Source organism: Demequina litorisediminis (assembly GCF_030161615.1).
GTDB lineage: Bacteria > Actinomycetota > Actinomycetes > Actinomycetales > Demequinaceae > Demequina > Demequina litorisediminis.
In genome coordinates this window covers 577,998-594,795 of sequence record NZ_BSUN01000001.1, presented here as the reverse complement: position 1 = coordinate 594,795, position 16,798 = coordinate 577,998, and the positions used below count along the sequence as shown (strand labels likewise).

General features: G+C 69.6%; 20 protein-coding genes and 5 pseudogenes. 13 read left to right on the top strand and 12 right to left on the bottom strand.

The features are described from left to right. Positions 1-2 precede the first annotated feature (2 nt). Positions 3-953 (top strand): dihydrodipicolinate synthase family protein, encoded by a 951-nt coding sequence (locus QQK48_RS03565; RefSeq protein ID WP_284327501.1) that lies wholly within the window; start codon positions 3-5, stop codon positions 951-953. A gap of 134 nt (positions 954-1,087) precedes the next feature. Here QQK48_RS03565 and QQK48_RS21160 read toward each other — a convergent pair. From QQK48_RS21160 to QQK48_RS03540, 6 genes and pseudogenes are all read right to left on the bottom strand, one after another. Continuing rightward, positions 1,088-1,525 (bottom strand): annotated as a pseudogene (locus QQK48_RS21160) (pentapeptide repeat-containing protein); the annotation flags it as partial. 48 nt (positions 1,526-1,573) lie between these two features. After that, a complete protein-coding gene (locus tag QQK48_RS03560; protein ID WP_284327500.1) occupies positions 1,574-1,966 on the bottom strand; it encodes a VOC family protein in 393 nt (130 codons plus the stop codon). Between the two features lie 43 nt (positions 1,967-2,009). Further along, positions 2,010-3,833 (bottom strand): ABC transporter substrate-binding protein, encoded by a 1,824-nt coding sequence (locus tag QQK48_RS03555; protein WP_284327499.1) that lies wholly within the window; start codon positions 3,831-3,833, stop codon positions 2,010-2,012. Between the two features lie 13 nt (positions 3,834-3,846). Then, on the bottom strand, positions 3,847-4,443 hold the full coding sequence (locus tag QQK48_RS03550; protein WP_284327498.1) for an ABC transporter permease: 597 nt from the start codon (positions 4,441-4,443) through the stop codon (positions 3,847-3,849). 4 nt (positions 4,444-4,447) lie between these two features. Further along, positions 4,448-4,648: a hypothetical protein gene (locus QQK48_RS03545; RefSeq protein ID WP_284327497.1), complete on the bottom strand. Its 201-nt coding sequence runs from the start codon at positions 4,646-4,648 to the stop codon at positions 4,448-4,450. Next, the gene (locus QQK48_RS03540; RefSeq protein WP_284327496.1) at positions 4,645-4,938 is read right to left on the bottom strand and encodes a thiamine-binding protein; all 294 of its coding nucleotides are present in this window, start codon (positions 4,936-4,938) and stop codon (positions 4,645-4,647) included. The genes QQK48_RS03545 and QQK48_RS03540 overlap by 4 nt, the downstream gene beginning before the upstream one ends. A 390-nt stretch (positions 4,939-5,328) precedes the next feature. On the opposite strand from QQK48_RS03540, the gene QQK48_RS03535 reads away from it, so the two are divergent. The 4 genes and pseudogenes from QQK48_RS03535 to QQK48_RS03520 all read left to right on the top strand — a co-directional run bounded on the left by QQK48_RS03535 (position 5,329) and on the right by QQK48_RS03520 (position 8,260). Continuing rightward, positions 5,329-6,648, top strand: coding sequence for a pyridoxal-phosphate-dependent aminotransferase family protein (locus QQK48_RS03535; RefSeq protein ID WP_284327495.1), 1,320 nt, complete (start codon positions 5,329-5,331; stop codon positions 6,646-6,648). After that, on the top strand, positions 6,623-7,831 hold the full coding sequence (locus tag QQK48_RS03530) for an allantoate amidohydrolase (RefSeq protein WP_284327494.1): 1,209 nt from the start codon (positions 6,623-6,625) through the stop codon (positions 7,829-7,831). The genes QQK48_RS03535 and QQK48_RS03530 overlap by 26 nt, the downstream gene beginning before the upstream one ends. A 116-nt stretch (positions 7,832-7,947) precedes the next feature. Beyond that, a pseudogene (locus tag QQK48_RS03525) lies at positions 7,948-8,094 on the top strand (FKBP-type peptidyl-prolyl cis-trans isomerase); the annotation flags it as partial. Continuing rightward, complete coding sequence (locus QQK48_RS03520; protein ID WP_284329458.1) at positions 8,045-8,260, top strand: FKBP-type peptidyl-prolyl cis-trans isomerase; 216 nt, start codon at positions 8,045-8,047, stop codon at positions 8,258-8,260. The pseudogene QQK48_RS03525 and the gene QQK48_RS03520, both read left to right, overlap by 50 nt. 67 nt (positions 8,261-8,327) lie before the next feature. On the opposite strand, the gene QQK48_RS03515 is transcribed toward QQK48_RS03520, so the two are convergent. Next, positions 8,328-8,663 carry a YnfA family protein gene (locus QQK48_RS03515; RefSeq protein WP_284327493.1) on the bottom strand — a complete coding sequence of 112 codons (336 nt, stop codon included), beginning with the start codon at positions 8,661-8,663 and terminating at the stop codon, positions 8,328-8,330. 112 nt (positions 8,664-8,775) lie between these two features. Here QQK48_RS03515 and QQK48_RS18970 point away from each other — a divergent pair. From QQK48_RS18970 to QQK48_RS03505, 3 genes and pseudogenes are all read left to right on the top strand, one after another. Further along, positions 8,776-9,060 (top strand): annotated as a pseudogene (locus tag QQK48_RS18970) (PhzF family phenazine biosynthesis protein); the annotation flags it as partial. 160 nt (positions 9,061-9,220) lie between these two features. Then, entirely contained in the window at positions 9,221-9,628 is a 408-nt protein-coding gene (locus QQK48_RS18965) for a PhzF family phenazine biosynthesis protein (RefSeq protein ID WP_348523424.1), read from the top strand. A 72-nt stretch (positions 9,629-9,700) separates the two neighbouring features. Next, complete coding sequence (locus QQK48_RS03505) at positions 9,701-10,753, top strand: diacylglycerol/lipid kinase family protein (RefSeq protein WP_348523423.1); 1,053 nt, start codon at positions 9,701-9,703, stop codon at positions 10,751-10,753. On the opposite strand, the gene map is transcribed toward QQK48_RS03505, so the two are convergent. Further along, entirely contained in the window at positions 10,655-11,431 is a 777-nt protein-coding gene (gene map / locus QQK48_RS03500; protein WP_284327492.1) for a type I methionyl aminopeptidase, read from the bottom strand. The genes QQK48_RS03505 and map overlap by 99 nt on opposite strands. Before the next feature lie 68 nt (positions 11,432-11,499). Here map and QQK48_RS03495 point away from each other — a divergent pair, with 68 nt between their 5' ends. Both QQK48_RS03495 and QQK48_RS03490 read left to right on the top strand, forming a co-directional pair. Continuing rightward, positions 11,500-11,778: a helix-turn-helix domain-containing protein gene (locus tag QQK48_RS03495; protein ID WP_284327491.1), complete on the top strand. Its 279-nt coding sequence runs from the start codon at positions 11,500-11,502 to the stop codon at positions 11,776-11,778. Beyond that, positions 11,775-12,155, top strand: coding sequence for an MmcQ/YjbR family DNA-binding protein (locus tag QQK48_RS03490; RefSeq protein WP_284327490.1), 381 nt, complete (start codon positions 11,775-11,777; stop codon positions 12,153-12,155). The genes QQK48_RS03495 and QQK48_RS03490 overlap by 4 nt, the downstream gene beginning before the upstream one ends. 47 nt (positions 12,156-12,202) lie before the next feature. Here QQK48_RS03490 and QQK48_RS03485 read toward each other — a convergent pair whose 3' ends face one another. From QQK48_RS03485 to QQK48_RS03475, 3 genes and pseudogenes are all read right to left on the bottom strand, one after another. Beyond that, the gene (locus tag QQK48_RS03485) at positions 12,203-12,388 is read right to left on the bottom strand and encodes a hypothetical protein (RefSeq protein WP_284327489.1); all 186 of its coding nucleotides are present in this window, start codon (positions 12,386-12,388) and stop codon (positions 12,203-12,205) included. Positions 12,389-12,429: 41 nt separating this feature from the next. Continuing rightward, positions 12,430-12,862: pseudogene (locus QQK48_RS03480) on the bottom strand (VOC family protein). A gap of 30 nt (positions 12,863-12,892) precedes the next feature. Next, a complete protein-coding gene (locus QQK48_RS03475; protein ID WP_284327488.1) occupies positions 12,893-13,453 on the bottom strand; it encodes a nucleotidyltransferase family protein in 561 nt (186 codons plus the stop codon). Between the two features lie 23 nt (positions 13,454-13,476). Here QQK48_RS03475 and QQK48_RS03470 point away from each other — a divergent pair, with 23 nt between their 5' ends. The 3 genes and pseudogenes from QQK48_RS03470 to uraH all read left to right on the top strand — a co-directional run. Beyond that, positions 13,477-13,611 carry a hypothetical protein gene (locus QQK48_RS03470; RefSeq protein ID WP_284327487.1) on the top strand — a complete coding sequence of 45 codons (135 nt, stop codon included), beginning with the start codon at positions 13,477-13,479 and terminating at the stop codon, positions 13,609-13,611. Positions 13,612-13,618: 7 nt separating this feature from the next. After that, complete coding sequence (locus tag QQK48_RS03465) at positions 13,619-13,945, top strand: 2-oxo-4-hydroxy-4-carboxy-5-ureidoimidazoline decarboxylase (RefSeq protein WP_284327486.1); 327 nt, start codon at positions 13,619-13,621, stop codon at positions 13,943-13,945. Beyond that, positions 13,942-14,268: pseudogene (uraH, locus tag QQK48_RS03460) on the top strand (hydroxyisourate hydrolase); the annotation flags it as partial. The gene QQK48_RS03465 and the pseudogene uraH, both read left to right, overlap by 4 nt. A 22-nt stretch (positions 14,269-14,290) precedes the next feature. On the opposite strand, the gene QQK48_RS18960 reads toward uraH, so the two are convergent. Continuing rightward, positions 14,291-16,780 carry an ATP-binding cassette domain-containing protein gene (locus tag QQK48_RS18960; protein ID WP_348523422.1) on the bottom strand — a complete coding sequence of 830 codons (2,490 nt, stop codon included), beginning with the start codon at positions 16,778-16,780 and terminating at the stop codon, positions 14,291-14,293. Positions 16,781-16,798 lie beyond the last annotated feature (18 nt).

Genomic DNA, 16,798 nt, shown 5'->3' with positions numbered 1-16,798 from the left:
AGATGATGGCGGCCGTCATCGCGTACCCGCTCACGCCCTTCAGGTCTGGCGTCGTTGACCAGAACGCGTTCATCGGCTTGGTCAAGCGAGCCGCCGAGGCCCGGGTCGACGCCATCACGGTGCTCGGGTCGACGGGCGGCTACGCCTACCTCGGGTTGTCCGAGCGGATGCGGCTCCTGCGTATCGCGATCGATGCCGCCGGCGCCGTGCCTGTGTACGTGGGCATCGGCACGCCGGCGACGCGTGACGTCGTTGCGCTCGCCGTGGACGCGGAGAAGGCGGGTGCCGCGGGCGGCCTGTTGGCACCGGTGTCGTATCAGCCGCTCACTCGCGACGAGGTCAGCGGCCTGTACGAGGACGTGACGGGGGCGAGCGGACTCCCGCTGATCGTGTACGACAACCCTCGCACCACTGGATTCAGTTTTGACGACCCGCTGCTGGCTTCTGTGGCGGCGCTTCCTGGTGTGACCGGGATCAAGACGGCCGGTGTCTCCGACGACCCGGGTGTCGCGGCCCAACGGTATGCCGCGTTGCGGGAGATTGTCCCTAAGCACGTTGCCGTCGGGTTTTCCGGAGACGCATTTGCCGCGGCGTCGATGATCGCTGGCTACGAGGTGTGGCACTCCGTCCTCGCGGGTGTGCTTCCCGGCGTCGCGCTTGACCTGGCGTCAGCGGTGAGTCGTGGCGACGGTGCGCACGCGACGGTGCGTTCGGCCGCTCTCGCATCGCTGTGGGCGCTCAACGCCAGGCATGCAGGCATGCGCACATCGGCCGCCATCGCTGAACACCTGGGAATCGCCGCTCCCGACTGTTTGCCGCGCCCCCTGCTCGGTCTGAGCGACGACGAACGCCGCGAGTGGCGACACTCGTCGACGCGCTCGACGGGTCCCAGGGCTAGACCGAGCGCACCTCGATGCCCGCGTCGGCGGCGAGCAGGGGAGCCAGGTCGCTGAGCCTGCTCGGGGGTGACGGTCGCTCCGGCGAGTCCACTGGCGGTGTCGATGCCGTGAAAGTCGAGCCCGCGCAGGTCCACGTCCGTCAGGCGCGAGTTCTGGACGGTGAGCATACGCGCGGTGCAGCCCTCGAAGGCGACCCGCTCGAGGGCTGCACCCATGAGGTCGAGGTCGTCGAGGACGCAGTCAACAAACCTCACATCTGTGAGCCGGGCGCCGCGCAGGTTGAGGAAGCCGATCTTGCATCCGGTCACGGTCACCTGGTCCCAGGTGCTCCCGTGGAGCGTCGCTGCGCCGATGCGCGAGTGCCCGATCCTGCTGCGACCCCAGCGCGAGTCGGGGGCTTCGAGTGCGGCGGGGGAGACGGACTCGAGGACGCAGTCCGAGATGTCGAGCCTGCGTGCGGTGACGCCGTCGAGGTTGACGCCCGTGAGGTCGCAGCCGCTGAAGGCCGCGGCGCCAAGGTCCCGGCCAGCAAACGACAGGCCGGACAGGTCGAGGTCCTCCCAGCGCGGCCCCTCGTCAAGGTCGTACTCGTCGGCTCGTGCGAGCCGCCCCAAGGTCACGGGCATGGTGCGAGGCGCTGCGGGCGAAGCCATGGGGCCACCCTACGAGACCGCTCACCCGGTGGGCTTCAGCCAGAAAGGGGAGTAGTGGTAGCCGTCGGGGTCGTCGAACTGGCGCTGGTACATGAACGGGTAGTCGTCCGTGTCGCCTACACGAGCCCCGGCCGCCGCGGCCCGCTCCACGAGGGCGTCCACGGCTGCTTGGCTGTCCAGGTCGAAGGAAACGGTGATCTTCGACGGAGTGTCGGGCGTCCCGATGAGGTCCTCGGTGCCACCGACGCTCGCATACATCTCACGACTGCCGACCATGACGAACTGGCCGGGGGCCACGGCGAAGCACGACACCTGATCGTTGGACATGTCCGCTTCCAGGGTCCAGCCGAGGGCCGTGTAGAACGCCGTCGAGCGTGCCACGTCCTCGACGGGGCAGGTGTTGTAGATGCTCATAGGGGAATGATCGCCCCTGGCGCCCCGAACGGCGAGGGGAACGTCACGCGGGCCCATCGAGCGCCGCGAGAATCTCCTCCCGGTGGTAGCCGTCGGCCGCACCGACCTCGAGGACGACGCGTCCGGGCCGCTCGGACAACACCACCACGCGGTCGGCAAGGGTGATCGCCTCGTCGATGTCGTGAGTGACGAGCACCACCGCGGAGCCCGCTCGCTCGGCGAGGCCGATGCCCGCCAGCCACGCATTCATGCGCCGCCTGGTGACGGGGTCGAGGGCTCCGAAGGGCTCGTCCAGGAGCAGTACCGGCTTGTCCGCAAGGCAGGTGCGCAGGAGGGCGAGACGCTGGCGCATGCCGCCGGACAGTTCGTGGGGCCATGCCCGCTCGAATCCCGCGAGTCCGAACTCCTCAAACAGAGCTCGCGCCCGGGGCTCGGCGCGTTCGCGCGGCACGCCCGCGGCGATCGCCCCCACCATCGCGTTCGCAAGGGCTCGCCGCCACGGGAGCAGGCCGTCGCGCTGCGGCATCCACGCCGTGGCCCGGCGCCCCGCGGTGTCCCGTGGCACGGTGAGCGTGCCTGTCACCACGGCATCGGCCGCCAGCAGGCCGCCTGCGACGCGCAGCATGGTGGACTTGCCGCAGCCCGAGGGGCCGAGCACGGCCACGAACTCACCCTCGGCGACCTTGAGGCTCACGCGGTCGAGCACCGGCACGGCCGCGTCGCCGCGTCGGCGTGGCGGGAAGGTCACGGACAGGTCGTTGACCGCGAGGACGGGCGCAGACCCCGCGGCCGGGGAGGCGTCGCCGCCCCGCCCGGCCCCGGCATCGGCCCGAGGAGCCGTGAGGCTCACGCGTCGCCCGGCAGGAACTCGTTGGTCCAGGCGTCGGCCACGTCCGGGTCGCCGTCGAGCATGCCGCCGTCGCTGAGCCAGGTCGAGAACTCCGTCCACGTCGCCTCGGATTGCACGCCCCACGCGGACGGCGAGGCGGCGTACTGGTCGGCGAGCCACACCGCGCTTGCCTCGACCAGTGCGCGGTCGAGTTCGGGAGCCTGCGTCCATTAACGCGTCGGCCGCCGCCTGCGGGTCCTCCATGGCCGCGGCGTATCCGCGTGCGGTGGTCTCGACGAAGGCGCGCACGGTGTCCGGGTCGGAGTCGATGGCCGCGGCGCTGGTCGCGATCAGCGGCGTGTACCAGTCGGGGATGCAGTCGAAGTAGTCGCGGAAGGCGAGCGTGTTCACGTCGAGGCCGTCGACCTCGCCAAGGCGCACGGTGTCCCAGGCGTCGAAGACCCAGGCGGCATCGAACTGGTCCTCGGTCAGTCCGATCCGGAAGTCGTCGCTCACGAGCGGCGTGAACTCCACCTTGCTGGGGTCGCCGCCATCGCACGTCACGAGGCTTGAGATGATCGCCTTCTCCAGGTCAGATTCGTAGGAGCCGTAGCGCTTGCCCTCGAGGTCGCGGGGGCGTTCGATGCCGTCTTCGGCGAGCGACAGCAGCGAGGACGTGTTGTGTTCGATGACCGTGGCGACGGAGACGAGGTCGGCTCCGGCGGCGCGGGCTGGCAGCAGGCCCTCGGCGACCGTGTAGGTGAAGTCGGCCTGGCCGCTGGCGACGAGCCGGGAGCCCGAGGTCTCGCCCGGTTCCAGCACGGTCACATCGAGGCCCGCATCCTCGTACCAGCCGTTGGCGAGTGCGAGGTAGAGACCGGAGTGGTTGGTGTTGGGGGTCCAGTCGAGCACGACCGTGACCTCGGTGGATTCTTCTGCGGCAGCCTGGGCGGTGGTGTCGGTGGCCGATGCGCCGGAGCAGCCGGCGAGGAGGGTCGCCGCGGCGGCGATGGGGATGATGCGGGTCAGGGTTGTCATCAAGGTTTCCTTGTCAAAGTCGGGCAGCCGGCGGCTGCCAGGGTGTGAGGGCGCGGCGCAGGCCGATGATGGCGAGGACGAAGAGCCCCGACAGCGCCGCGATCAGCGCGATGCCGACGAAGATCTGGTCCACGGCGTAGGCCTTGCGGGAGCGTTGGATGAAAACGCCGATGCCGGATTGGCCGGCGAGATACTCGGACACCACGGCAGCGCCCACGGCGTAGGTGGCGGCGATGCGCAGGCCGGACAGCGCTCCGGGCACGGAGGCGGGCAGGCGCACCAGCCATAGGCGGTGGCGCCTTCCGCCGCCGAGTCCCGCCACCATGTCTGCGTGTTCGGCATCGACCTCACGGATGGCGCTCGCGGCGGCGATGAGCACGGGAAAGAACACCGTCAGTGCCACGACGATCACCTTGGAGGTCAGCCCAAAGCCGGCCCACAGGATGAGCAGGGGTGCGAGGACCACGGTGGGCACGGTCTGGCTGAGCAGCACGACGGGCTGCGCGACCTGTCCGGTGGTGGGCACGGTCGCGGTCAGCACGGCGAGCAGCCAGCCCACGAGCGAACCGACGGCGAGCCCGAGCGCGGCCTCCGTGAGGGTGGTGGCCACGTGCTCACCGAGCCTGCGGCGCCTGCTCGACGGCCGCGGCAGCCACGGCGGACGGGGCGGGAAGGATGAACGGCGGAAGCCCTCCGAACCTCACGGCCGCCTCCCACACGGCGAGCAACACCACCACGGTGGCGGTGCCGATGGCCGCCGCCCGCGCGCGCGAGGTGCGGCGCGGGGCAGCGGCGACCGGGGCATCGGCCGTCACGGGCGGTGCTTGCCCACGAGATCCTGGACCGAGGGGCCATCGTCACCGGCGGCGCCGGAGACCTTGATCATGGACATGCAGCCTTCGGCGCCAGCGGCGAGCGTGGCCTCGTGAATCTCTCGCAGGAGGGGCCAGATGCGCTCGGGTGCGCCCTCGATGGTGGTGCCCATGGCTCCCACCTCGTAGGCGAGGCCGGAGGTGGAGATGACGGCGATGGCCGCATCGACGTGGGCGTAACGGTCCTCGGCGGTGCCGATGGGACGGGGCAGGACCTGGATCTCGGCGATCACGGGTGTCTCCTTGGGGTGTCGTGACCCGAGGAACACGCGACGCAGCACGCCGTCGCCAGGAGGCACGGGTGCATGCGGACAGCGACGACACCACAGCGTCTCGCTGCGCCCACGCCCGCGCCATCTGGCACGTCCTTACGCTGGCATTACCCAGGTCAAGTTCTCGGGTCGACGGCGCGGGTACGGCCGTCCTCTCAGGCTCGGCTGACCCGAGGCTCCCCGCGTTGGCTCTTGCATCGTAGCCATACGCGGCCGGGCCCGTCCAGGCTGGTGCGAACCCTCCGTCGTCGAGGTGTGGCGGGCTCGACGCGGTGCCGCCACGTTCACGAAATGCCTGCGTAACGGGTTCGCGCCACAATGGCGACGTGAGCCTTCCCCGGTCCTGTGAACATGCCGCCCCGCCTCCTCATGGGGCCTGGCCCCATCAACGCGGACCCGCGCGTGCTGCGCGCCATGAGCGCGCAGTTGGTGGGTCAGTACGACCCGGCCATGACCCACGCCATGAACGAGGTGATGGACCTGTACCGGCAGGTCTTCGTGACGGAGAACCGGCAGACGATGCTCGTGGACGGTACCTCCCGTGCAGGAATTGAGGCGGCCCTGGTGTCCCTCCTGGAGCCCGGCGACCGTGTGCTGGTGCCGATCTTCGGGCGCTTTGGTCACCTGCTCGCGGAGATCTCGCGGCGCGTGGGGGCCGAGGTGCACACCATCGAGACGGAATGGGGAGAGGTCTTCACGGAGGAGGCGATCGAGGCGGCCTTGATCGAGGTGCAGCCCAAGGTGCTCGCGGTGGTGCACGGCGACACCTCCACCACGGTCGCGCAGCCTCTGGAGGGCCTGGGCGACCTGTGCGAGCGGCACGGGGCGCTGCTGTATGTGGACGCGACCGCGACGCTGGGCGGCAACGAGTTCAGGGTCGACGAGTGGGGCATCGATGCCGCCACCGCCGGGCTACAGAAATGCCTGGGCGGGCCGTCGGGCTCTGCCCCGGTGACGTTCTCCGCGCGTGCGGCAGAGGTGATCCGCGGCCGCACGTCCGTCGAGGAGGGCATCCGCGACGCCGACGATCCCGTGCTGGATGCCCCCATTCGCTCGAACTACCTGGATATGGGGCAGATCTTCGAGTACTGGTCCGAGCGTCGCCTCAACCACCACACCGAGGCCACCACCATGCTCTACGGGGCCCGCGAATGCGCGCGGATTCTCCTGGAGGAGGGGCTCGATGCCTCGTGGCGCCGCCACGAGCTTCATGGGCGTGCGATGCTCGCGGGCGCACAGGCCCTCGGCCTCACGCCGTTCGGACACCTGGCCTACAAGATGACCAATGTGGTCGGCGTGACCATCCCCGATGGTGTCAACGGAGACGCTGTCCGCGGCGCCATGCTGGACGACTTCGGCATCGAGATCGGCACCAGCTTTGGGCCGCTCCACGGGAAGATCTGGCGCATCGGCACCATGGGGCACAACGCGAGGACCGACGCCGTCCTCACCACGCTCGCCGCGCTTGAGGCCGTCCTGCGCCGCGCGGGACATCGCGCCCCGGCGGGCGGGGAGTGGACGCCGCTTACGAGGTCTACGAGGCGGCGCTGTGAAGCGAGTGTGGATGGGGCGATCGTCGGCCACTCCCACCGAACCTGCGGAGCCCGCCGCCAACTCCGCTGCCCAGGTCCTGGAGCGCTGCGACGTGCTCGCGACCCACACGGCCGCTAACGACGGCATCGAACGCTCGTACCTGACGCCCGAGCATGCGCGCACCAACTGGACGGTGGGCGAGTGGATGGCCGAGGCCGGACTGATCCCGTGGCAGGATGCCGCGGGCAACCAGCGCGGCACCTATGCAGGTCAGACGGCCGATGCGCCGGTCCTGCTTCTCGGCTCGCACCTGGACACCGTGCCGGGCGCCGGCCGCTATGACGGCATTCTTGGCACGCTGATGGCCATCGCTGTCGTCGGACGGCTCGCCGCCCGCGGCGAGCGCCTACCGTTCGCGATCGACGTCCTGGGGTTTGCCGACGAAGAGGGCACGCGGTTTGGCCGCACCCTGTTGGGCTCGTGTGCCGTCGCGGGAACATGGGACGAATCCTGGTGGGGCCTGCGGGATGTGCAGGGTGTGACGCTGCGTGACGCCTTCGTCGCGTTCGGGCTTGACCCCGCGCGAGTAGGCGAGGCCGCGCTGGATCCACGCGACGTCGTCGGCTACCTCGAGGCTCACATCGAGCAAGGGCCGCTGCTGCAGGACGCTGACAAGGCGCTCGGGGTGGTCAGCGGCATCATGGGTGCGCGCCGGTTCGAGCTCACGATGGTGGGCGAGGCTGGCCACGCGGGCGGGGTGCCGTACGGCAGGCGCCGTGACGCGCTGCTGGGGGCCGCAGAGGTGGCGGTCGCGGTGGAGGCGCTCGCGCGCGACGCAGGTGCCGTGGGAACCGTGGGCCGGATGCAGGCTTACCCCGGCGCCCAGAATGTGATTCCGGGCCGTGCCGAGTTCAGCCTCGACCTGCGTGCCGAGACCGATGCGCTGCGGGACCGCGTGTGGCTCGATATCGAGGAGAAGGCGCTGAAGTCCGCTGCCGAGCGACGCCTCGATTTCCTCGTCGACGAGAAGCACCAGGCGAAGGCCACGGTGGTGGGCGCGCGGTTGGCCGCGGCCGTCGAGGCGGGGATCAGGACCACCGGCGATGACGCGCCACTGACGTTGCTGTCGAAGGCGGGGCATGACGCGATGGCGATCGCGGACCTGTGCGACTACGCCATGCTCTTCATCCGCTGCAAGGACGGGATCTCGCATCACAAGGACGAGGACGTGCGCGCCGATGATGTCGCTCTCGCGCTCGATGCGTTCGAGGCTGCGGTGCTGGAGGCTCGCAAACGGCATGGGCTGACCGGGGCGCATTAGGCTGGTCCGCAATTCATCACCCCTAGGAGCGACCATGACACTGCCCGTCATCACCCGCGACGCCGCCGGCGCGCCCAGCATCGACTTCACCGACGCCGTTAAGCCAGCCGAGCCTGGTGGTCGAGGTCCACGAGAAGGGTGCAGGTGAGCCCGTCAAGGAGGGCCAGCACATCTCTGTCCACTACAGCGGTTGGCTGTGGGACGGCGCCAAGTTTGACTCGTCGTGGGACCGCGGGGAGGCCATCTCGTTCCCCATCGCGTACGGCGCGCTCATCGACGGTTGGGTCGACGGCATCGTGGGCCAGCCCGTGGGTTCGAAGGCTCCTGCTGGTCATCCCGCCGGAGTCCGGTTACGGCTTCCAGACCATGGGCCCCATCCCCGGCGGCTCCACCCTGGTGTTCACCGTGGACGTCCTCGAGGCGCGCTAAGGCAGCAGCAAGCGACGCGGTCCGCGTCGGGCGCGCCGGCGACGGCCATCGCGCCCGACGAGCCGCGTCACGCTCCGCGCGGGACGTACATGATGACGGCCGCCCCGAGCAGGCAGATGAGGGCGCCGATTACGTCCCAACGGTCGGGCCGGAACCCGTCCACTGCCATGCCCCACAGGATGGAGCCGGCCACGAAGACGCCGCCGTAGGTGGCGAGGACGCGACCAAAGTTCGCGTCGGGCTGGAGTGCGGCGACTACGCCGTAGATGCCGAGCGCGATGACGCCGCCGCCCACCCACAGCCATCCGCGGTGCTCGCGGATCCCCTGCCACACCAGCCACGCGCCGCCGATCTCGAACACGGCCGCAGCGACGAACAGCAGGATGGACTTGGTGACAAACACGGGGCTCCCTCCGTCTAGCGCTGAGTGGAGCCTAGTCGCCGACGCAGGAGCGCCCGACGAGGCCCCAGTTTCACCCCTCGTGGCACCGTGACCTCGGCCTACGCTGACAGCCATGCGCACACGACCCTTCCTCCAGGTGGACGTCTTCGGTTCGGGGCCCTACCGCGGCAATCCCGTCGCCGTGATCCTCGACGCCGAGGGGCTGAGCGACGCCGAGATGCAGCGGATCGCGACGTGGACGAATCTTTCGGAGACCACCTTTGTGCTTCCGCCCACCGAGCCGGGGGCTGACTATCACGCGCGGATCTTCACCGTCACGGAGGAACTCCCGTTCGCCGGTCACCCCACCCTGGGGACAGCGCGAGCGTGGCTCGCGGCGGGCAACGCGCCCGCGGCGCCAGGCCAGGTCACGCAGCAGTGTGGTGCTGGCTTGGTGCCGGTCCGTGTGAACGGAGAGGCGCTGGCCTTCGCGGCGCCTCCGCGCTTGCGCGACGGGGCACCCACCGAGGACGAGGCTCGCCGCCGCGTGCGAGCGCCTGCGCATCGGCCGAGACGAGGTGGTCGACGCCGCCTGGGTCGACAACGGCCCTGGGTGGCTTGGCCTGCTGCTCGCCGATGCCGATCGCGTCCTCGCCTGCGCCCCGGACGCGTCGCCGCGGCCCGAGCGTGGCTTCTACGGCATCGTCGCTCCTCACCGTTCTGGCGGCCCCGAGGGGGTGGCGCTGGAAGTGCGTGCGTTCGTCTTTGACGCCGATGCGCCCGTGTGGGAAGACCCGGTCACCGGCTCGCTCAATGCCTCGCTTGCCCAATGGCTCACGGAGTCGGGACACATCGCCGCGCCCTACCTGGCGCGCCAGGGCACGGCCATGGGGCGTGACGGCCGCGTGTCCGTGACGGCCGATGCCGGAGCCATCTGGATCGGCGGACTCACCCATGTGGCGGTGCGCGGAAGCATCGAGGCCTGACCTCACGGCCTTGACCTCGGGGAATACCTGCCGCGACGATGGCGCTGTCTCATTCGAAACCGAGGAGAACCCGTGAGCACCGAGCGCATCGCCATCGTCTGGAATCCCGCCAAGACCAGCAAGGACGACCTCGACAAGGCGGTGGCGGACGCGGCACCCGAAGGCGCCGAGGTGTCATGGATCGAGACCACCACGGATGACCCCGGCCGTGGCCAGGCCGAGCAGGCCGTCGCCGATGGTGCGACGCTTGTCATCGCCGCGGGCGGCGACGGCACGGTACGCGGCGTGGCCGAGGCGCTCGCGGACTCTGGCGCACACGCCGATCTGGGCATCGTGCCGCTGGGCACCGGGAATCTGCTGGCCCGCAACCTAGAGATCCCCTTGGGCAGCATTCCCAAGGCCGTCGCTCGTGCCATCGGTGGCGAGGCTCGCACGATCGACCTCGCGTGGGCCGAGGCGGAGGTGGGCGGCGAGCCCTGCCGTCACGCGTTCACGGTGATGGCGGGAGTGGGAGTTGACGCCCACATGATCACGGAGACGGACGAGGACCTGAAGGGGCGCATCGGCTGGTTGGCCTACGTCGAGTCGCTGGGGCGCGCCGTCAACGCGAGCGACGTCATCCCGATGGGGATCTCCGTCGACGGGTCCGAGCCTGCGCAGCGCGAGGCCCACACCCTCATCGTCGGCAACTGCGGCATCCTCACGGGTGGCATCACCCTCCTGCCGGACGCGGACCCGGCCGATGGCGAACTCGACATGCTCATCCTGAGCGCCGATGGCGTGGCCGGCTGGCTCGACACCATGCGGTCGATGGTGTGGGACAACGGGCTGCGTCGTCTCGTCAAGGGAGAGAAGACCGCCGCGAGTTCCGACTCGGTGACGCACCGCCGCGCCCGCTCCGTCACCGTGGAGCCTGGGCAAGCCGCGCGTCCTCGAACTCGACGGAGACGAGATTGGCGAGACCTCCCGCGTGGCCTTCGCGATTCAGCCTGGCGCGCTCCAGGTGAGGCAGTAGCGCTCCGAGGGCTACTGCCGCGGAGGCAGGGTCAGGATCTCCGCTCCGTCCTCCGTGATGGCGACGGTGTGCTCACTGTGTGCGGTGCGGCATCCCGTGGCGCTGCGTAGTGTCCATCCGTCCGCGTCGGTGACGAGCGCCGCGGTGTCCGCCATCACCCACGGTTCGATCGCAAGCAGGAGCCCCGGCCGCAGGGTGTAACCGCGCCCGCGCCTGCCCGTGTTCGGGATGTGCGGGTCCTGATGCATGGTCGAGCCGACGCCGTGTCCACCGAACTCCGTGTTGACCTCGTACCCGGCGCCGGTGAGGACGCCGCCGATGGCGTGGGCAAGGTCGCCGATGCGCGCCCCCGGCCGAGCCGCGTCGATGCCTGCGGCGAGCGCCCTCTCGGTGGCGCCGATGAGGTGGGCATCGGCCTCGGAGGCGGCGTCCCCGACCACAAAGGCGATGGCGGAGTCCGCGACGATGCCGTCGAGCGACACGGCGAGGTCGAGCGTCAGGAGGTCTCCCGCGACGACGGCCTGATCCCGCGGCTTGCCGTGCAGCACGGCGTCGTTGACCGACGTGCAGATGTAGTGGCCGAAGGGGCCGTCGCCGAAGGACGGCGCGTAGTCGACGTAGCAGGAGCGAGCGCCTGCCTCGGTCATCATGTCGCGTGCCCATGCGTCGATCTCGAGCAGGTGAGTGCCGGGTGCGGTACGCCTACGGACGGCATCGAGGATGCTCCCGACGAGTGCGCCGGTGCGGCGGGCGCGGTCGATTTCCGCGGGGCTGAGAATCTCGATCATGGGGGAGTGCCTTTGCCGTCGTCCAATAACTATCCCGGCCATGCTATCCCGGTATTAGTATTGGCGGCATGGTTCGCCTTCCTCTCACCGTCGACGACGTGCAGCGTGGCCAGCGTCTCGGCGCCGCGCTGCGGCGTGCCCGAGGTTCTCGCCCGCTGCTCGACACCGCGCTCGCGGCAGGCATCTCGCCCGAGACGCTGCGAAAGATCGAGTCGGGGCGAGTCGCCACCCCCGCCTTTTCGACCGTCGCCGCGGTGGCGTGCGTCCTTGGCCTGTCGCTCGATGACTTGTGGGCGTCCGCGGCGTCGGCGCCCGAGACCGACGCCGTGGCGAGCGCGGCATCGTGAACGGAGCCGAACTCCACCGTCGCGCGGCCGACCGCGCGCTCGAACTGCCCGGTTCCGTCCTGACGCATCCCTTCGGCGAAGAGACCGACGTCTACAAGGTCCACGGCAAGGTGTTCATGCTGGTGACGACCGTGCACGGTGAGGAACTCGTCAACCTCAAGGCGCGGCCCGAGGACGCCCACGCGCTGCGCGAGGCCTACGAGGACATCACGCCCGGCTGGCACATGAACAAGAAGCACTGGATCTCGTTGCACCCCGGCGGACGGGTCGACCCCGAGTTCGTCGATGACCTCGTGACCGAGTCATACCTGTTGGTGGTCGCGGGCCTGCCCCGTCGCGACCGGCCCGTCAACCCGGAGACGTTTGGCCGGCCGTGAGCCGCCACAGGCGTCGTCGCCCCGACGTGTCACCCGGCCTCACCGGATCACGGCGCCGGGGTTGCTGCCATCTCTCGGCGTACACGCCACTCGATCGCCATGATCACCACGCCGTGGACCAGGGCGACGTTGCCAGCGATGATGGCCGGCGTCTGCCAAGGATCCGCCAGCACAGCCGAGCCGAGCCAGATGAGTGCGGCTCCCGGGGCCGCCCATCGTATGCCGATGTACATGGGACTCACGGTACTCCCGGGCTCGAGTCGGCGCTGAGTGATCATGTACGGAGATCCTGGGCAAGCATGACCAGGATGCCGCTCGGGCCGCGAAGGTAGGTGAGCCGGTAGACGTCCTCGTAGGTCGCCACCCCACGCAGCGGATGGCATCCGTGGCGGGCGGCGACCGCGAGCGACGCATCGATATCGTCCACCTGGAACGCCACCCGATGCATCCCAACCTCATTCGGCAGGGTAGGGAACGTCTCGATGGCATCGGGGTGCAGGTACTCGAAGAGCCAGCCGACCGTGGCCGTCGGGGGTGCGTAGCAGGGCAATCTTCGCGTGGTTGCCGTCGAGCCCCACGGCTGTGTCCGCCCAGTCGCCACTGATGGTGTCGGACCCCACCAGGGCGAGTCCGAGGTCGGTGAAGAACGCGACGGCCTCGTCGAGATCGCGCACGGCGATACCGACGTTGTTCAGCGTGATGGGCATATCTGTGACGTTACTCCCGTCACTGACTCTCTACGCCCCGTCGACGTCCTCGCCGCCGTGGAGATCCGAGCAGTCGACCTCGAGCGCCTGATGCGTGGCGAGATAGTCCCTCGCGCCGGTGTCGCCTGCGAGGGTTGCCATCAGTGCATCCCAGTGATCACGGCCGATGACCACGGGGTGTGCCGGCACGCCGTGGTAGACGGCACGTGCGAGCCCTGTCCGATGCTCCGCGACGGCGTCGATGACCCGGCGCGCGGCCTGCGACGTCTGGTGAGGGAGGTCAGCGAGAGTGACCGCCACGGCCAGCGCGTCGATGGCATCGGCAGCGTGCGCCAGCGCCGCTCGCAGCGACGCCGACTGGCCCTCCGCCCACGCTTGCGCGATCACCACCTCTGCCCACGGCGGCACCACGTCGGTGGCCTCCGCAGCGCCAGCGCCAAGGACCACCAGCACGGGCGAACAGCCCGCGTCGCGCAATGCCTGCGCCGCGACAGCCACCCAGGGTTCGCCGTCCTCGCGCACGCGGAGCGCCTTGGGGCCGCCTGCGCGTGTCCCGGCGCCAGCGGCAAGCACCACGCCTGCGATGGTCATGGCACTCATTCTAGGATAGCGGCATGACGCTCGACAGGGATCAGTTGCTCGATTGCCTGCGCATTCGTCGCTGGGCCGACGAACTCGTGGGGCAGAAGCTCGACACGCTCGAGGAATTGCTGGCGGCCTCCGATGCCTCCGCTGCACAGGCTCAGTGAGGCCGAGGTGGACGAGGCGCTGGACGCTCACCCGCGCATCGGCGAGAAGGCTGCAGGCGACGGCCAGGAGGCACGCTTTTCCGCGGCGGAACAGGCGGCGAGCCACAGTACTGACGGCGCGCTCGCGGACCGCCTGGCGGCGGGAAATGCCGCCTACGAGGAGAGGTTTGGGCGCGTGTTCCTCATCCGCGCCGCGGGACGCTCTCGCGAAGAGATCCTCGGCGAGCTCGAGCGCCGGCTCACCAACGACCCCCTCACCGAACTCAACGAAACGTCCGAGCAACTGCGGCAGATCGCCGCGGGCCGCATTCGTGCCACCTGGGAGAACCGATGAGTCACCTCACCACCCACGTCCTTGACGCCGTCACGGGCACTCCCGCCGCAGGCGTCGCCGTCACCCTCTCCAGCCGTGAGGATGGAGGGTGGGAGCCGCTCGCCTCCGGCGTGACCGACGCCGACGGCCGCCTAGGCGAGTTGGGGCCCGACCGCCTCGCCGCGGGTGAATACCAGGTGCGATTCGACACAGGCATGTACTTCCAGCGCAGGGGCGTGGAGTCGTTCTACCCGGAGGTAGTCATTGCGTTCAGCGTCGGAAACGGCGCCCACTATCACGTGCCGCTCCTGCTCAGCCCCTTCGCATACTCGACGTACCGAGGGAGGCCTGAGCGGCGGCATCGGCCTACTCGACGGCCAGGTCTCGCCTGCGGAACCCGGCGAAGCCCACGAGGGCGAACCCCAGGGTGAAGAGCGACACCCACCCCAGGCCCGTCCAGTCGATGTCTGCGACAAGAGTGTTCGGCACGTGCCACAGCGGGCTGATGCCCAGCGCCCAGTCGGGGAACTTGAACGAAGGGCCCAGCAGGGTGATCACAAACGTCGCCGCCACGCCGCCCCACGCGGCCACCGCGACCTTGGGGCGCGCGCCGACCACCAGGACAGAGACGCCGATGATGGTCCAGATCGCGGGCACGATGACGAGCGCCTGGAACCACACCTCGCCCACGTCCACGCCCAGGTCCGCGCCCGAGGCGAGGAACGCGATCACGAGCCCCGCGATAGCCATGTACGCGATCGGCAGCAGCAGAGCGAGTGCGACGTTGGCCGCGTAGTACCGAGCGCGCGCCGTGGCGGTCGCCATGATGGGCTCGACCCTGTCCTCCATCTCCTCGGAACGCACCCGCAGCATCACCTGCACGCTGGGGATGGCCGCGAAGATTGCCACGAGCGAGAGGACGGTGACGAGGAACTCGCCCACGAGGTCGTCGGGGTTCACCGCGCCGCTCGCGAGCGCGGCCGCGATGGGGCTGTCGTCAGAGATGAGGTCGGTGATGGACGTCGCAAAGTAGCCGAAGACGAAGCCCAACAGCACGAAGGCAATGGTCCAGGTGATCGCCGATCCCTTACTGAGGCGCCACGCGAGTCCCCACGGTCCTCGCGCCCTCCCACGGTCGGGGCCCGGGCCGGGCTTGATGAGACCCTGACCGAAGTCGCGCCCGCCCTCGAGGGCGAAGGCGACGGCGAGCAGCACGGCCGCGAGGGCGATGCCGAGCAGCAGGGGCCACCAGAGGTTGTCGCCCGCGGGGGCTGTCTCCTGCATCCAGCCCAGCGGGTTGGCCCAGATGGTCCACTCGGGGGCCTCGACGGAGTAGGCGAACCCTCGCAGGATGAAGAGGGTGCCGAGCGTGCCCACGGAGATGGCAGTGGAGGTCCGGGCGTCAGCGCCGATCTGGGCCGAGACCGCAGCAATGGCGGTAAACATCCAGCCCGTGACGGTCCAGGTGCATGCGAGGAGCCACGAGTTCTCGGCGCCGCCCCCACACAGGACCGTGAGTCCGCCGGCGATCACGCCGACCGCGAGCGAGCCGATCAGTGCCATTCCTACGCCGGTCAGCAGGCGCGTCGAGCGTCCCAGCACGCCGGAGGCGAGGAGCTCGGCCTGGCCCGAGTCCTCCTGGCCGCGAGTGGAGCGCACCACCATGAAGATGGCCCCCATGGCGGTGAGGAAGCCACCGAGTGCGAGCGAACGCCAGGCGTTGAAGCCGTCGGTGGTCAGCAGATCGTTGGCGGGGCCAAAGATCAGGCCGATGGCGGGGTTGGAGTCGATCGCCTGCTGTAGCGCCGCGCGGTCGGCCTGCTCGGGGAAGATCCAGTCATAGATCAGGACCGACGACACGGACAGCAGCGTGACGATGGCGAGCCACGGCAGGAACGAGCGCCCGTCGTGCTTCAGGGACGTGCGCAGCAGGGTGGGGGTGCCCACCGTGGCGGTCGTCATCGAGTCGCCTCGTCGTAGAGCCTTGAGGAAGAGGCTTTCGAGGCTGGGCGGCTCGACCGTGAGGTTCGAGATGCCGTACTGAGCGAGCAGCGTCATGGCTTCGCCCACCTGGCTCGGGTTGACGGTGGCGACAAGGTGGTGACCGTTGATGGTGACATCCTCGAGCGGGCCGAGCAGGGCCGCGTCCGGGGTGTTGGCGAGCGTGACGGTGATGGTGCTGCGGGTATCCGTGCGGAGGTCGTCCAGTGTTCCGGTCTGGACGATGCGCCCCTCGCGGATGATGCTGAGCCGGTCGGTGAGATTCTCCACCTCGGACATGATGTGGCTGCTGAGCAGGACGGAGACGCCACGGCCAGTGGCCTCCTTGACGGTCTCCTGGAAGACCTCCTCCATCAGGGGGTCGAGGCCCGAGGTGGGCTCGTCGAGGATCAGGAGCTCCGCGTCGGAGGCGAGCGCGGCGACGAGGGCCACCTTCTGGCGGTTGCCCTTGGAGTACTGGCGGCCGCGCTTGGTGGTGTCGAGTTCGAAGCGAGCGACGAGGTCCTTGCGCCGGCCCTCGTCGAGGCTTCCGCGCAGGTGGCCCAGGAGGTCGATGGCCTCGCCGCCGGTCATACCCGGCCACAGGGAGACGTCGCCGGGCACGTACGCGAGGCGCCGGTGGAGCTCGACCACGTCCTTCCAAGGGTCACCGCCCAGCAGGCGGACGTCCCCGGAGTCGGCCTTGAGTAGGCCAAGCAGTACGCGAATGGTCGTGGACTTTCCTGCCCCGTTGGGTCCGAGGAAGCCGTGCACCTCTCCCTGAGCGACGGTGAGGTCGAGGCCGCGAAGCGCGGTGAATTTCCCGAAGTTCTTGGTGAGGCCGGAGACCTCGATTACGGGCGTGGAGTCTGACATGCGGGAGCCTCTTCTCGT